Origin of the sequence: Xenorhabdus khoisanae, assembly GCF_001037465.1 — a bacterium.
GTDB lineage: Bacteria > Pseudomonadota > Gammaproteobacteria > Enterobacterales > Enterobacteriaceae > Xenorhabdus > Xenorhabdus khoisanae.
Map to the genome: position 1 here is coordinate 1 of NZ_LFCV01000082.1, position 18,571 is coordinate 18,571.

Consider the following 18,571-nt stretch of genomic DNA (forward strand, 5'->3'; position numbering starts at 1 on the left):
AGGGCAGTTTCAATTTCCCCCAGTTCAATCCGGAAGCCGCGGATTTTAACCTGAAAATCATTGCGTCCAAGACATTCAATATTGCCATCCGGCAACCAGCGGCCTAAATCGCCGGTTTTGTACATTCTGGCGCCTGGCTCGGAGGAGAACGGGTTGGTCAGGAAACGTTCGGCTGTTAAATCAGGCTGATTAAGATAACCCCGCGCCACGCCGTCACCGCCAATATAAATTTCCCCCGCCGCTCCCTGGGGTACAGGCTGGCCTTGTTTGTCCAGAATATAGATTTGAGTATTACTAATTGGCCGCCCGATAGGGAGTTTTCCTTCTTCACTGTCAGTCACGGGGATATCGTAAGCGGTTGCGAACGTGGTCGTTTCTGTTGGCCCATAAACATGTAGCAAGTGTGTAGGGGCATACGCGGCTCGGAGACGAATGGCGGCCCGGTTATCACTCAGTTCACCGCCGAACAAGACATAACGTAATCCTGATAATGTGGGCGCGATTAAATCTGCATATTGATTAAATAACGCGGTGGTCAGGAACAGAGCGCTGACGCCTTCTGATGACAGGCACTGGCTAAACCGGTCGGGGTGTAACAGCGTTTTTTCCGGAATTAACAGAACACGGGCACCATGAATTAACCCCGCCCAGATTTCCCAAGTGGCGGCATCGAATGCGGGATTGGCACAATGGGCAATGCAGTCAGCCGGGCCGATATCGGCAAAGCCATTGTTGATGATCAGGCGCAGGACATTACGGTGTTCAACCATCACGCCTTTGGGGTGTCCGGTGGAGCCGGAGGTGTAAATCACGTAAGCCAGATGGCGCGCAGTCAGCCCCAGTGCCTGTGTATCCGGATTGGTGTCCGGCTGAGTGTCAAAGCCCAGTGCTGAATTATCAAGCCACACCGTGGGCACTGACGTTGTCAGTTTATCCGCTTGTGTGGTTTGCGTCAGTAACGCCACCGGTGCCGCATCTTCCAGCATATAGTGCAATCGTTCCGCAGGATAAGCCGGGTCAAGGGGCAGATACGCCCCGCCAGCCTTAAGAATAGCCAGTATCCCTGTCACCATATCCAGACTGCGTTCAAGGCAAATCGCAACCCTGTCATCCGGTCTGACGCCCAGTGCAATCAGATGATGTGCCAGCTGGTTGGCGCGCCGGTTGAGTTCACCATAGCGGATGCGTTGGTTTTCAAAAATGACCGCCGTTGCATCCGGGCGTTGAGCCGCCTGCATTTCAAACAGCTGTGGCAGGGTTTTATCCTGCGGATAAGGGGCAGTAGTCTGGTTCCAGCTGTGCAACAGGGTATGGCGCTCTGTTTCACTGAGAGCGGTGATAGTGGTATGAGATTGATCCGAGTGACATGTCACCGCATGCAGAATATGTTCAAGCTGTCCCAGCAAGCGCTGTGCCTGTTCATCCTCCAACCAGTCTTTCCCATAATTAAATTTGATGACTAAACGGTTATCTTGTTCATACGCGATCAGTGACAACGGATAATCTACTTTTTCTATTGCGTGGCGAAATGCCAGTGTCTGTTCGATGCCGGTCTGGTTCTCACCTGCCACCGGAGCTGGATAGTTTTCAAACACCAGCAGACTCTGGAATAATCGTTCTCCATCAGATTGCAGACTGGCGAGAGAAACGGCACTGTGACTGTTGAGGTCGGCAATACCTTTTTGGATGTTTTGTAAAACAGTGGCTACGCTGTCGGTTTGTTTCCACTTCACTGTCAGCGGCAGGGTATTGATATACAGACCGACACTGGACTCGATCCCTTCAACGGGAATATCACGGCCGGAGACGGTAGTACCGACAATCGTCTGCTCATCACCGGTGTAAATGTGTAAAAGTTTATGCCAGGCAAATTGCAGTGCTACATTCAGCGTCACCCCTTGTGTCCGGCAGGTGTTTTTAAGCTGCTCATAAGCGTTGTCCTGCACAATGAGTTGCTGTTCTGCCGGTTTTTCAACCGTTTTTATCTGGGTTAAGTCAACCCGATGGCTTAACAGCGCCGATAAATCATTCGCACCCTGCCATTGTGCTTTGCGTTCAGACCAATAAATGTCAGCTTCAGCTTGATGATCCCGGTAATATTGCTGGGTCGCCAGATAAGCATTATCCACGACGATGTCAGGCGTGCATCCCTGTGCGAGTGCGTTGTAATAGTCATGGACGGTTTGCAATAAAATCGGGTAACTCCAGCCATCAATAATACTGTGGTGCAACGTGATAAGCACGGTAAGTAGCTGTTGATGTTGTTTAATCAGGGTAAAGCGTGCTAATCCAGGTTGGTTTAAATCAAACGGCAAAGTGCGGTCATATTGCTGAATAGCATCAATAGCCTCGTTCCTCGTTTCTTCTGGCAACTGACTGATATCTTTCATATCAAAGTTTGCCGGGCAAATACTGGCTCCCTCCGTTATGATTTGTAAGACGTCTTCAGCCCAGTTAAAGGCGGTTCTGAGGATCGGGAAACGCAGTGAAGTCAGTGCCCAGGCGTGTTGATAGGCAGCAACATCAACAGGGGCGTGATAATCCAACAGCAGTTGTACACGATAGGCATCATCCTGTGGCTGAGCCAGATAATGATACACAAATCCTTGCTGTAAGCTGGATGCAGGATACAGCGCTTCAACCTGATATTGCTGTTGAAGCTGGCGCAGGAGTTTGACAGAAAGCCCATTGATACCGTAGTCACTGGCGGTCTTTATTCCCCCCGTCTGCGCCTGTTTTTGCGCTGTGGTGATGACGTCATTGAGTGCCTGCTCAAATGCCCGGATAAACAGGGCGGTCTTAGCTTGTGGCAGGCGGGAATCGACATAAAACAGTAATTTTCCGGCCTGAACGGCACCATTAACTCCCAGCAGCAAATGACTGTCGTTTTCGCTGGCTATTGCATTTCCGCAATCATCGTCAGCGATTGACCATTCCTGACGACTGGCACTGCCCAACTGCCCCAGATAGTTGAAACTGATCGCCGGCAAATCATCGGTCAGATAACCCGCTTGCTGTAATGCACCGTAACCAATCCCTTTGTTCGGCACGGCGCGCAGCATCTCTTTGGTATGAATAAGGGTATTGACCATATCCGCCTGATTTTCCAGACGCACCGGATAAAGCGTCGTGAACCAGCCGACGGTTTCTGAGACATCGATTGTGTTATCAATAGATTCCCGTCCATGCCCTTCCAGAATAATACGGTTGACAGATTGGTCGAATGTCGCCTGTAAGGCCACGCTCAGCGCACTCAACAACAAATCATTAATTTCCGTGTGATAACCGGTATTGGCTTCATGCAGCAGGATATCGGTCATTTCCGCCGAAATTTCCAGCTGATGGTGTGTGAGGCTGTCCAGCACAGGTTTGCTGTCATTACCGGCCAGCACCTGTTGCCAGTAAGCTACTTCATGTTGGTGTTGTTGGGCATACTGGTGAACAGCGGTAACCCATTGGCGATAACTGCTGGTTTTCGCGGGTAAGGCCATACCCTGCAATAGCAAACGCATATGCTCCGCAATAATCCGCCAGGACACGGCATCAATAATCAGATGATGGAAGGCAAAGAATAACCGGGCACTGCCGTCAGCGTAGCCGGTCAGGTGAGCGGCCTGCCACAATGGCCCGTTGTGGTAATCGAACCCGCTTTGCCACTGGGTAAGTTGTTGGTGGAGTTCTTCCTGATTGCACTGACGGATATCACGGTGTTTTAACCGCGATTGTGAAGATGAAATATCCGCAGAATAACACTGCCGATATCCCTGTTCCGTTGCAACAAAGCGAGCGCGTAATATATCGTGCCGTTCAGTTAATCTGTTCAGCGCCCGTTCAAGTTGGTCAAATTGAATATTGCCGGGGATCTGAACCATAAAGGCCTGATTCCAGTGATGTGGATGCGCGAACTGCCAACTAAAAAAGGCTTGTTGCACCGGCAGTAAAGCAAACTCCCCGTTTAATACCCCTTGTTCGGCAACGATGTCGGTCGTGGACGGGGTCTGCATCAGTAAGGGCGCTAATTGTGCCACCGTCGGGGCCTCAAAAATGGTTTTCACCTGAAGTGAAAAACCGGCCTGACGCAGTCTGGATGCCAACTGGATGCTGATAATGGAGTCGCCACCAATGCGGAAGAAATTATCATGAATACCGACCTGATCCACACCTAAAATGTTTTGCCAGAGAGTACAGAGCTGGTTTTCCAACGCATTACGGGGAGCGGCATAATGGTCAGTGGTTATCTGGATGGGGTCAGGCAGGGCACGACGATCCACTTTACCGTTCAGCGTCAGCGGGATCGCGTCGAGAAAGGTAAAGCTGGCGGGCAGCATATAGTCCGGCAGGCGAGAAGATAAATGCGTGACGAGTGCTTCATCGGCTAAGATACCCTCAATGACCAGATAGGCCGCCAACACCTTATGCCCGTGATGAACACGATCAATGACGACAGCTTGTTTAACCTGAGGATGCATCACAAGGGCAGTTTCAATTTCCCCCAGTTCAATCCGGAAGCCGCGGATTTTAACCTGAAAATCATTGCGTCCCAGATATTCGATATTACCGTCCGGCAACCAACGCCCCAGATCCCCCGTTTTATACATTTTTGCATCAAGAGTTGAGACAAACGGATCGGGGAGGAAACGTGCTGTCGTCAGTTCGGGTTGGTTGAGGTAACCACGGGCTACGCCATCACCGCTGATATAAATTTCGCCGGAAGCCCCCATCGGTACCGGCTGTTGATCGGCGTCAAGCAGGTAAATGCGGGTATTGGCGATAGGACGGCCTATCGGGATAGACTGCGTGACATCAACAGGAGCTGTGATCGCATAGGTCGTTGCAAAAGTGGTGGATTCGGTTGGGCCATAGCCGTTAAGCAGGTGAGCTGGTGGATGGTCTGCCGACAGCACCTGTTTTATCTTCTGCGGATTGAGAACATCCCCCCCGACCAGCAGGTAGCGTAGCTGCCCGAACACGGGTTGCAACGTATCAAGATATTCATTAAACAAACCGACGGTTAACCATAATGCGGTCACTTTTCCTTTGAACAGAGCCTCACGGAAACCGGTGGGTTCGAGTAATACCGCCTGAGGGACAATATGCAGACAACCGCCATTAAGCAGGGCCGACCAGATTTCCCAGGTGGCGGCATCGAATGCGGGATTGGCACAATGGGCAACGCAGTCAGCCGGGCCGATATCCGCAAAGCCATTGTTGATGATCAGGCGCAGGACATTACGGTGTTCAACCATCACGCCTTTGGGTTGTCCGGTGGAGCCGGAGGTGTAAATCACGTAAGCCAAATGGCGCGCAGTCAGCCCCAGTGCCTGTGTATCCGGATTGGTGTCCGGCTGAGTGTCAAAGCCCAGTGCTGAATTATCAAGCCACACCGTGGGCACTGACGTTGTCAGTTTATCCGCTTGTGTGGTTTGCGTCAGTAACGCCACCGGTGCCGCATCTTCCAGCATATAGTGCAATCGTTCCGCAGGATAAGCCGGGTCAAGGGGCAGATACGCCCCGCCAGCCTTAAGAATAGCCAGTATCCCTACCACCATATCCAGACTGCGTTCAAGGCATATCGCCACCCGATCATCCGGCCTGACGCCCAGTGCAATCAGATGATGCGCCAGCTGGTTGGCGCGCCGGTTGAGTTCACCATAGCGGATGCGTTGGTTTTCAAAAATGACCGCGATCGCATCCGGGCGTTGAGCCGCCCGCGCTTCAAACAGCTGTGGCAGGGTTTTATCCTGTGGATAAGGGGCAGCAGTCTGGTTCCAGCTGTGTAATAAGGTGCGGCGTTCCTGCGCAGATAAAATATCAATGCCGGACAACGGCTGTTGTTGGTCTGCCACAAACGCGCTCAACACCCGTTGGTAAATATCCGTGATACGTGTGATGCGGGTTTCGTGAAACAGGCTCAGGGCGTAGTTCAGGCAACCGGTGATGGCTGTTTTGCCATCGGACAAAAACAGGCTCAGGTCAAACTTGGCCGGGCTGTATAACGTTTCATCCAGTGTGACCGGGCTGAATGGCAGATTGCCGGCTGATGAATTTTCACCGAAAGTCTGTACGCTGAACATCACCTGAAATATCGGATGACGGGCGGTATCCCGTTCAATGTTCAGCGCATCCAGCAGCTGTTCAAACGGCATATCCTGATGGGCTTTGGCGCCGGTAACAAGTTGATGGGTTTGCTTAATCAGCGCGGTAACGCTGTCAGTGTGTTGCAGCTGTGCCCTTAAGGCCAGTGAGTTAACGAACATCCCTAACAGGGGCTGCGTTTGTGTATGATGGCGGTTATCGGTCGGGGTACCGATAACGATATCGGCCTGCCCGGATAATTTCGCCAGCGTGACATAAAAAGCACTGAGCAGCACGGTATACAGGGTGGTTTCCTGTGTTTTTGCCAGTATCCGTAGCTGGTCAGACAGTTGGATATCCAGCTCAAAGTTGACATCCCGTCCCTGATAATTGACCTGTGCCGGTCTGGGGTGATCGGCGGGCAGCGCCAGCGATTCATAGCCCGCCAGCGCTTGTTGCCAGTAAGCTAGCTGTTGTTCGCGGACGTCCCCCTGCAAATAATCCCGTTGCCAGACGGCGTAATCCCCGTAGGTAATCTCTAACTCAGGAAGCGGGCTGTCACGGCCTGCCTGAAGCGCGTGGTAGCTCTCCGCCAGTTCTGCCATAAAGATGTCGACGGACCAGCCATCCATGGCGATATGGTGCCATAACAGTAATAAGTAATGGCTGTTCGCGACCTGATAATGCCGCAGGCGCAGGCTTGGCTCAGCGGTTAAATCAAAGGGGGTGGCTATCTCGGTACGTACGCTTGCGAGCAGCCTATCCCGGTCGTCACAGGATTGAGACTGAATCACCAAATTCTCATCCAATACCTGCTGATAGCTCTGGTCGTGTTCATCACTGCGATACACGGTTCTCAGCACCGCATGGCGTTCAGCCAGCCGGTTAATGGCGGTGTCCAGTAAAGGCAACGAAGCATCCTGATCCAACTGAACCAGATACGGGATATGGTAAACATTGGACCCCTGCTCATACTGCTCGATAAACAGCATTCGCTCCTGCGCAAACGATAAAGGATAGCGTGATTGGGTTAAGTGAGGGATAACCGTACGAATTTGTTCATCCATCTGAGTGGCTAACCCAGCGATGGTCTTCAGTTCAAACAGTTGTGCCAGTGAAATATCCGTAGATAAGGTACGACGAATGGCGGCGATCAGCTTAATGGCAGTCAGGGAATTGCCGCCGATACGGAAGAAATTATCTTCAATCCCCACCCGCTCCAGCGCTAATACATCCTGCCAGATGGCGCAAAGCTGGGTTTCCAGTGTATTGCGGGGCGCAACATAATTTTCTCTGTTACCAAAAACCGGTTCTGGTAAAGCCCGGCGATCCACTTTGCCATTCAGTGTCAGTGGAATTGCTTCCATAAAAGTAAAACTATCGGGTAGCATATAGTCCGGCAGGTGCTCAGATAAATGGGTAAGCAGCATGTCATCGGATACAGCGCCCTCGGTGACCAGATAGGCTACCAGTACTTTCTTCCCGTGATGCTCACGATCAATGACGACAGCCTGTTTGACCTGAGGATGTGCTGTCAGGGCAGTTTCAATTTCCCCCAGTTCAATACGGAAACCGCGGATTTTAACCTGAAAATCATTGCGTCCAAGACATTCAATATTGCCATCCGGCAACCAGCGGGCTAAATCGCCGGTTTTGTACATTCTGGCGCCTGGCTCGGAGGAGAACGGGTTGGTCAGGAAACGTTCGGCTGTTAAATCAGGCTGATTAAGATAACCCCGCGCCACGCCGTCACCGCCAATATAAATTTCCCCCGCCGCTCCCTGGGGGACAGGCTGGCCTTGTTTGTCCAGAATATAGATCTGAGTATTACTAATTGGCCGCCCGATAGGGAGTTTTCCTTCTTCACTGTCAGTCACGGGGATATCGTAAGCGGTTGCGAACGTGGTGGTTTCTGTTGGCCCATAAACATGTAGCAAGTGTGTAGGGGCATACGCGGCTCGGAGACGAATGGCGGCCCGGTTATCACTCAGTTCACCGCCGAACAAGACATAACGTAATCCTGATAATGTGGGCGCGATTAAATCTGCATATTGATTAAATAACGCCGTGGTCAGGAACAGAGCGCTGACATTTTCTGATGACAGGCACTGGCTAAACAGATCGGGGTGTAACAGCGTTTTTTCCGGAATTAACAGAACACGGGCACCATGAATTAACCCCGCCCAGATTTCCCAGGTGGCGGCATCGAATGCGGGATTGGCACAATGGGCAATGCAGTCAGCCGGGCCGATATCCGCAAAGCCATTGTTGATGATCAGGCGCAGGACATTACGGTGTTCAACCATCACGCCTTTGGGTTGTCCGGTGGAGCCGGAGGTGTAAATCACGTAAGCCAAATGGCGCGCAGTCAGCCCCAGTGCCTGTGTATCCGGATTGGTGTCCGGCTGAGTGTCAAAGCCCAGTGCTGGGTTATCAAGCCACACCGTGGGGACTGACGTCGTCAATTTATCAGCCTGTGTGGTTTGCGTCAGTAACGCCACCGGTGCCGCATCTTCCAGCATATAACGCAATCGTTCCGCGGGATAAGCCGGATCAAGTGGCAGATACGCCCCGCCAGCCTTAAGAATAGCCAGTATCCCTGTCACCATATCCAGACTGCGTTCAAGGCATATCGCCACCCGATCATCCGGCCTGACGCCCAGTGCAATCAGATGATGAGCCAGCTGATTAGCGCGCCGATTGAGTTCACCATAGCTGATGCTTTGGTTTTCAAAAATGACCGCCGTCGCATCCGGGCGTTGAGACGCCTGTAGTTCAAACAACTGTGGCAGGGTTTTATCCTGTGGATAAGGGGCAGCAGTCTGGTTCCAGCTGTGCAACAGGGTATGGCGCTCTGCTTCACTGAGACAGGTGATAGTGGTATGAGATTGATCCGAGTGACATGTCACCGCATGCAGAATATGTTCAAGCTGACCCAGCAAACGCTGTGCCTGTTCGTCTTCCAGCCAGTCTTTCCCATAACTTAATTTGATGATTAAACGGTTATCTTGTTCATATGCCATCAGTGACAACGGATAATCCACTTTTTCCACTGCGCGGCGGAATACCTGTGATTGCTCGATGCCGGTCTGGTTCTCGCCTGCCACCGGAGCTGGATAGTTTTCAAACACCAGCAGACTCTGGAATAATCGTTCTCCATCAGATTGCAGACTGGCGAGAGAAACGGCACTGTGACTGTTGAGGTCGGCAATATCTTTTTGGATGTTTTGTAAAACAGTGGCTACGCTGTCTGTTTGCCTCCATTGCACCATCAGCGGCAGGGTGTTGATATATAAACCGACACTGGACTCAATGCCCGTTATGGGAATATCACGGCCAGAGACGGTAGTACCGACAATCGTCTGTTCATCACCGGTGTAAATGTGCAAAAGTTTATGCCAGGCAAATTGCAGTGCCACATTCAGCGTCACCCCTTGTGTCCGGCAGGTGTTTTTAAGCTGCTCATAAGCGTTGTCCTGCATAATGAGTTGCTGTTCTGCCGGTTTTTCAACCGTTTTTATCTGGGTTAAGTTAATCCGATGGCTTAACAGCGCCGATAAGTCATTCGCACCCTGCCAGTGCGCTTTGCGTTCAGACCAATAAACGTCAGTATCGGTCTGATGATCCCGGTAATATTGCTGGGTCGCCAGATAAGCGTTATCCACAACGATTTCAGGCGTGCGTCCCTGCGCGAGTGCGTTGTAATAGTCATGGACGGTTTGCAATAAAACCGGGTAGCTCCAGCCATCAATAATGCTGTGATGCATTGTGATAAGCACGGTAACCAGCTGCTGATGTTGTTTAATCAGGGTAAAGCGTGCTAATCCGGGCTGACGTAAGTTAAATGGCAGAGTGCGGTCATGTTGTTGAAACGTATCAATCGCCCTGTTTCTTTCTTCTTCTGATAACTGGGTAATATCTTCGTGCCTGAAGTTTGCCGAATCAATACTGGCACCGGCTGTGACGATTTGTAATATTTTACCTTCCCAGTTAAAGGCGGTTCTGAGGATCGGGAAACGACGTGAAGCCAGTGTCCAGGCTTGTTGATAAGCGTCAACATTAATAGAGGCATGGTAATCCAATAGCAGTTGTACGCGATAAGCATCATCCTGTGGCTGAGCCAGATAATGATAGACAAACCCCTGTTGCAAGCTGGTGGCAGGAAAAATAGCCTCAATTTTTTTGTTTTTGGATGAAGTAGAAGGATCATCCACACCAGCAGGATTTTCACTGAAAATAAAACGCCTAAAGTCTTCTTCCGAGAAAATACTTTTTTCATTTAAAAAATCGAGAATGTTTTCTCTTTTCTGTTTAACTTTATCAATAAGTTGATCAGGGAGAGTCTCCCCTGTGAATGTCAGTTTCAACTTATTCTCATAAACCCATACTGTTGCCTGATTTTTGTTAAGTTCTTTAAATAGCGTCAACATTTCTATAAATCCAAAGTAGTTTTATTTTCAGAATTGCGGAGTGAACTGACATTATTGGTATGTTCAAAATAGTGTGTTATCTGGTTGAATTGCTCCAGCGAAACATCATTGATACCGTAATCACTGGGAGTCATTATTTCTCCCGTTTGTGATTGTTTTTGCGCTGTAATGATGACGTCATTGAGTGCCTGCTCAAATGCCCGGATAAACAGGGCGGTCTTAGCTTGTGGCAGGCGGGAATCGACATAAAACAGTAATTTTCCGCCCTGAACGGCACCGTTAATGCCCAGCAGCAAATGACTGTCGTTTTCGCTGGCTATCATCGTTCCGCTGTCATCGTCAGTGATTGACCAATCCTGATGACTGGCACTGCCTAACTGCCCCAGATAGTTGAAACTGATCGCCGGCAAGTCACCGGTCAGATAACCCGCTTGCTGTAATGCACCGTAACCAATCCCTTTGTTCGGCACGGCGCGCAGCATCTCTTTGGTATGAATAAGGGTATTGACCATATCCGCCTGATTTTCCAGACGCACCGGATAAAGCGTCGTGAACCAGCCGACGGTTTCTGAGACATCGATTGTGTTATCAATAGATTCCCGTCCATGCCCTTCCAGAATAATACGGTTGACAGATTGGTCGAATGTCGCCTGTAAGGCCACGCTCAGCGCACTCAGCAATAAGTCATTAATTTCCGTGTGATAACCTGCGTTAGCTTCATGCAGCAGGATATCGGTCATTTCCGCCGAAATTCCCAGCTGATGGTGTGTGAGGCTGTCCAGCACAGGCTTGCTGTCATTACCGGCCAGCACAGGCTTGCTGTCATTACCGGCCAGCACCTGTTGCCAGTAGGTCACTTCATTTTGGTGTTGTTGGGCATACTGATGAACAGCGGTAACCCATTGGCGATAACTGCTGGTTTTCGCAGGTAAGGCCTTACCCTGCAATAGCAAACGCATATCCTCCGCAATAATCCGCCAGGACACGGCATCAATAATCAGATGATGGAAGGCAAAGAATAACCGGGCACTGCCATCGGGGTAACCGGTCAGATGAGCGGCCTGCCAGAGTGGCCCGTTGTGGTAATCGAACCCACTTTGCCATTGGGTAAGTTGTTGGTGGAGTGCTTCCTGATTGCACTGACGGATATCACGGTGTTTTAACCGCGATTGTGAAGACAGAATATCCGCAGAATAACACTGCCGATATCCCTGTTCCGTTGCAACAAAGCGAGCGCGTAATATATCGTGCCGTTCAGTTAATCTGTTCAGCGCCCGTTCAAGTTGGTCAAATTGAATATTGCCGGGGATCTGAACCATAAGGGCCTGATTCCAGTGATGTGGATGAACTACCTGCCAACTAAAAAAGGCTTGTTGCACCGGCAGTAAAGCAAACTCCCCGTTTAATACCCCTTGTTCGGCAACGATTTCGGTCGTGGACGCTGTTTGCATCAGTAATGGCGCTAATTGTGCCACCGTCGGGGCCTCAAAAATCGTTTTCACCTGAAGTGAAAAACCGGCCTGACGCAGTTTGGATGCCAACTGGATGCTGATAATGGAGTCTCCACCAATGCGGAAGAAATTATCGTTGATGCTTACCTGTTCCAGCCCTAAAACCGCCTGCCAAATAGCGCAAAGCTGGGTTTCCAAGGCATTACGGGGCGCAATATAATTTTCTTTGTCACCGAAAACCGGTTCCGGTAAGGATCTGCGATCCATTTTGCCGTTTAGGGTTAGGGGTATCGACTCCATAAAAGTAAAACTGGCAGGCAGCATATAGTCCGGCAGGCGGTCAGATAAGTGTGCAAGCAGCATTTCATCAGATAACGTGCCCCCAGTAACCAGATAGGCTGCCAGTACTTTCTGCCCGTTATATTTACGATCGATGACGACAGCCTGTTTGACCTGTGGATGAGTAGCCAGTGCACTTTCAATTTCACTCAGTTCAATACGATAACCGCGAATTTTAACCTGAAAATCATTGCGTCCCAGATATTCCAGTTCACCGTTGGGTAACCAGCGCACTAAATCGCCGGTTTTATACAGGCGGGTATAACCTTTAGCGATGTCTTCTGGGGTTGCAAAGGGGTTTGCCACAAAACGCTCGGCGGTTAGTTCAGGTTGGTTCAAATAACCCCGTGCCATGCCAGCACCACCGATATACAACTCACCCAGCGCACCGATAGGGACTGGGTGACGGTCACGGTCGAGGACATATAACCGAGTATTATCAATACCTTTACCGATAGATTTATCGCCGTTCTGCACTTGGTGCTGTGTAGCACACACTGTAATTTCTGTCGGACCGTACTGATTAAACACGGTGATGCCGTCACACATTGTTAACGCATTTAACGTTTCTCCACCGGTATGGATAATTTGCAGGGAGGTTTGAAGTAATTCAGCCGAGAACACATTCATCAAGGCGGTAGGAATAAATGCTTTGGTGATTTCATGGGTATTGATAAAGGTCAGCAGTTGTTCACTATTATGTGTCATTGCTGTTGGCACAATAAACAGGGAGGCGCCGGTTATCAGCGCCGGGAAGATTTCAAACACTGAGGCATCAAAAACATAATTGGCGAAAAACAGTGTTGGAGTGTTGGGCTTCAGCAAATGCGTGCGGGCAATAAACTGGCTTAGGTTATTCACTCCAGCATGTTCAATCATGACCCCTTTAGGCTGACCGGTGGTGCCAGAGGTATAGATGATATAGGCTAAATCCATCGGCTTATTGATGGATTCGGGATTCTCCACTGGCTGACTGGCCATGTCTGCCTGGTTATCTGCTGCGATAAGGAGTGCTGACTCAGTCAGTTGCTGGAGTGAGATTAAGTAGCACTGTTGAGTCAGGACACAAGGCGTTGCGGTGTCTGTCAGAATAAACTGAACCCGCTCTTTGGGATATTCCGGTGAAATTGGCACATAAGCGCCTCCGGCTTTCAATACCGCTAGTATACTGATAATCATTTCCAGACTGCGGTCAAGATAGAGTGCTATCGGTGTATCCGCAGGCATAGGCACATGATGCTGTTGTTGATAACATTCGCGGATCATAAACGCCAGTTGGTTTGCCCGTTCGTTAAGCTGGCGGTAAGTCAGGGTTTCTCCTTCAAACACCAACGCGATATTATCCGGTGTTCGTGCCGCTTGCGTTTCAAACAACTGTTGCAGGGTTTTATCCTGCGGATAAGGGGCATCAGTCTGATTCCAGCGGTGCAATAAGGTATGACGTTCCTGCGCCGATAAAATATCAATGCCGGATAACGTCTGTTGCTTATCTGCGACAAACGCGCTCAATACCCGTTGGTAAATATCCGCGATACGTGTGATGCTGGTTTCGTTAAACAGACTGAGGGCGTAGTTCAGGCAGCCGGTAATTTCCGTTTTTCCGTCGGACAAAAACAGGCTCAGGTCAAACTTGGCCGGGCTGTATAACGTTTCATCCAGTGTGTCCGGATTAAAGGGCAGACGGTAATCTGACGGATTTTCACCATCGTTATTTTCACCGAAAGCCTGCACACTGAACATCACTTGAAATATCGGATGACGGGCGGTATCCCGTTCAATGTTCAGCGCATCAAGGAGCTGTTCAAATGGCATGTCCTGATGGGCTTTGGCACCGGTAACCTGTTGATGGGTTTTCTTAATCAGCGCAGTTACGCTGTCGGTATGTTGTAGCTGTGCCCTTAAGGCCAGTAAATTAACGAACATGCCTAACAGGGGCAGCGTTTGCGCATGGTGGCGGTTATCGGTCGGGGTGCCGATAACGATATCATCCTGCCCGGTGAATTTTGCCAGCGTAACGTAAAAAGCACTGAGCAGCACGGTATAAAGGGTGGTTTCCTGCGTTTTTGCCAATGTTCGTAGCTGTTCAGACAGTCGGGTACCCAGCTCAAAGTTGACATCCCGCCCCTGATAATTGACCTGTGCCGGTCTGGGGTAATCGGTGGGCAGAGCCAGAGGTTCATAGCCAGCCAGCGCTTGTTGCCAGTAAGCCAGTTGTTGTTCGCGGACGTTACCTTGCAAATACTCCCGTTGCCAGACGGCGTAATCCCCGTAGGTAATCTCTAATTCTGGCAGTGGGCTGTCACGACCCGCTTTAAGCGCGTGGTAAATCTCCGCCAGTTCTGCCATAAAGATATCGATGGACCAGCCATCCATGGCGATATGGTGCCATAACAATAGTAAGTAATGGCTGTCTGTCATCTGATAATGCCTCAGACGCAGGCTCGGTTCGGTGGTTAAATCAAAGGGAGTGGCTATCTCGGTGCGCATGCTGGCTAGCAGCGTATCCCTGTCGTCATAGGATTGAGACAAGATAACCAAATGTTTGTCCAGTACCTGCTGATATCTCTGGTCTTGATTATCACTGCGGTACACGGTTCTTAGCACAGCATGGCGTTTAGCCAGTCGGTTAATGGCGGTTTCCAATAAAGGCAGAACAGCAGCGTTATCCAACTGAACCAGATACGGAATATGGTAAACATCTGAGCCCTGCTCAAACTGCTCGATAAATAGCATCCTCTCCTGTGCAAACGATAAAGGATATCGGTCCAGCACCAGATGCGGGATAATTGTACGGGTCAGTTTTTCCATCTGTGTGGTCAAACCGGCAATGGTTTTCAGTTCAAACAGTTGTGCCAGTGAAATATCGGTAGATAGGGTGCGGCGAATAGCGGCAATCAGCTTAATGGCAGTCAGGGAATTGCCGCCGATACGGAAGAAGTTATCTTCAATCCCCACCCGTTCCAGCTCTAGCACATCCTGCCAAATGGCGCAAAGTTGGGTTTCTAGTGCATTGCGGGGCGCAACATAATTATCTTTATTTCCCCAATTCGGTTCTGGTAAGGCCTGACGATCTACTTTACCGTTCAACGTCAGCGGAATGGCTTCAATCCGGGTAAAGCTGGCAGGCAACATATAGTCCGGCAGGCGAGAAGATAAATGGCTGATTAATCCTTCGTCGGAAAGCTCACCCTCAATGACCAGATAGGCGACCAGTGCGGTATTGCCCTGATATTCACGATCGATGACAACGGCCTGTTTAACCTGCGGATGCGCCGCCAGCGCACTTTCAATTTCGCCCAGCTCTATGCGGTAACCACGAATTTTGACCTGAAAATCATTGCGTCCCAGATATTCCAGTTCGCCATCGGGTAGCCAGCGGGCTAAATCCCCGGTTTTATACAAACGCGTGTAGCCTTGTTCTTTGTTCTTATCTGTGGCAAACGGGTTTTCGATAAAACGTTCGGCGGTTAATTCCGGCCGGTTTAAATAACCCCGTGCCAGCCCTGCGCCACCAATATAAAGTTCACCGGGGGCTCCAATCGGAACCAGTTGTCCGGCAGGATCCAGCACATAGGCACACATGTCACTCAGTGGTCGTCCAATGCGGGATATTGCGGTGGTATCGCCTTGCGTTAACTTTTTGTAGGTCACATGTACGGTGGTTTCGGTGATCCCATACATATTGATGAGCGCCGGTTTTTGATCGCCATAACGATCCCACCAGGGTTTTAACTGAACCGGATTTAATTTATCGCCGCCAAAGATCACATAGCGAAGGTGAGGAAATTCCGCCCCGTTGTTTACTGCTTCGTCGATAAAAGCATAAAACGCCCCCGGCGTTTGATTCAATACCGTCACATTCTGCTCGTCGCAGAGGCAGCTGAATTGGCGGAAATCTTTGGTGCATTCGACTGTCGGGATAATTAAACGGCCGCCATAGAGTAGGGCACCCCATAATTCCCATACACTGAAATCAAACGTATAAGCATGGAAAAGCACCCAGACATCGTGCTGATCGAACTGGTAATCTTTTTGGCTGCTGGTGAATAAGCGGTTGACGTTATGGTGGGTCTGCAAGACGCCTTTGGGTTTCCCGGTCGTGCCCGAGGTATAGATAACATAAGCTAAATTTGTTGCTTGACCGGCTAACGCCAGATTTTCTGTTGAATAGTTTTCAGTCGTGCTCAAATCATCTGCGGCAATCAGGGCTAGTGGAGTCACGTGTGCTTGTGTATAAGTCTGCAATGTCGGCAGAAATTTTTGCTGAGTTACAACACAGGGTGATTGAGTATCATCCAGAATGAACTGAACTCTCTCCGGAGGGTAATCCGGAGATACCGGTACATAAGCCCCACCCGCTTTGAGTACTGCCAACATACTGATGATCATTTCCGGGCTGCGATCCAGATAGAGCGCGATCAAGGTATCCATTGGCATAGGTTTACTATGCTGTTGTTGGTAACGTTCACGGATCACCAGCGCCAGTTGGTTTGCTCGTTGATTAAGCTGGCGATAGGTCAGGGTTTCGCCTTCAAACACCAGCGCGATATTATCCGGATTTGCTGCCGCTTGCGCTTCAAACAACTGTGGCAGAGTTTTATCCTGTGAATAAGGAGTCTCTGTTTGATTCCAGCTGTGTAATAGGGTGTGGCGTTCCTGCTCTAACAAGATAGGTAACTCACTGACTAAAACAGCAGGGTTATCAAGAATAGTTGTTAGCAAGTTATTTAACCGTTCAAGGATATTATTAATATCTGAATCACTAAAATAAGCTTGTAAGTATTGGATGGTTATTTTTAATTCCTGATCATAGCCATGATCTTTCAGTCGAAATACGATGGGATCAGTATTAAATTCAGTATCTACATGAAAATGCTGAGTTTGGTTAATTTCAGTAGCAGATGCTGAAAAACGGTCATATAAAATAGAGATATTGGGTAAAGAAAACCCATGCTGCTTCGCAAGACGGGTGAAATGTGAACTAGGGAATTTCCCGTGGTGATAACAGCTTTTAAATACTGATTCGACCTGTTTAATTTGTTCAACGATAAGGAGTTCTTGTGAAATATGGCAATGTATCGGATACATATTTGCCTGCATTCCGACAACATATTTTTCAGATCTTGTTGTTCTTCCGTGTGTTGTTGTATTGAAAACCAGCTCTTGTTGCCCTGTCAACTTAGCCATGACAATAGAGATAAGGCTATAAAAAACGGCAGGTATGCTTGTGTTATTCTTATGACAAAAAGAGTGTAAGTCATTTTTAACTGAGAGAGGGAATGTTCGTGTTTGATGATCAGTGCCTGTTTTTTGATAATAAGGCGTTAATTGGTGTATTTCATTTTTCTTTAAAAAATCCATCCAATATTTTTTGTCATATTCATAATTAGATTTATTTAAATATTCTCTTGCTTTTTTCACTGCCGTGAGATATTGCGGAATTTCAGATAACCACGTTGTGGATGTTCCATTCTTAAGGCATGTATACAATTTATAAATATATTCGTGAAATCGATATAATCCAACGCCGTCAATGAAAATATGGTGGAATATAGTGAAAAAGTAATTCTTTTCATTGGTCAGCCGGATCAATGTTATCTGATAGGGTATTTCATTTAAGTAATCTATAGAGGTATTGGTTTGTTGCTTCATCCACAGAAGCGCGCTATTTTCAGGATCAGGCAGTCTTGAAACATCGTATTCGTTGATTAACGTCGGAATGTTTTGTTCCTGAATGTATTGGACTGCTTCATTGTCGGAATTGATTAATATACATAAACGTAAAGTATCAATATGCTGATGTAGCAATTCCCATGCTTTTTGCAAGAGGCTAATATCAACATTTTCCTCTATTAATGTATACCAACCCAGAGTATGTATTGAGCTATTCTCATAAAGAATTTGTTCGTAAAACACATTCTCCTGAGCAGGGTGGAGGTGATGTAAATCTGGACTCAAATGATCCTCAAATTTTCTCATAATTAATTATATGAGTGTATTCCGCTTACAAGTTAGTCATAGTTGATAGTACAAAATGAATGGGGGTGATGGTTTGCCTGGCCTTAACTTTCACGTTAGAACGTAGCATACTCTCTCATGATGTCCTTACAAATAATCTTGCAATCTTTCAACACTCATCCTCATGAAAGATAGTTATTGTTTAATAGTTATTTTTTTTACAAAAATACCAGAATATATTTTTTATGTAGAAATGATTATTTTGATTTTATTATTACTCATGGACATCACTCTTTATAGTGTAATAGTGGTTGTAAT

The 18,571-nt window shown here is 48.7% G+C and carries 2 protein-coding genes; both read right to left on the reverse strand.

The genetic code is table 11. The features are described from left to right. On the reverse strand, positions 1 to 10,505 hold a 10,505-nt coding region (locus AB204_RS12730; RefSeq protein WP_053067905.1), incomplete at its 3' end, for a non-ribosomal peptide synthetase. A gap of 2 nt (positions 10,506 to 10,507) precedes the next feature. After that, positions 10,508 to 18,274 carry a non-ribosomal peptide synthetase gene (locus tag AB204_RS12735; protein ID WP_047963750.1) on the reverse strand — a complete coding sequence of 2,589 codons (7,767 nt, stop codon included), beginning with the start codon at positions 18,272 to 18,274 and terminating at the stop codon, positions 10,508 to 10,510. Positions 18,275 to 18,571: the final 297 nt, after the last annotated feature.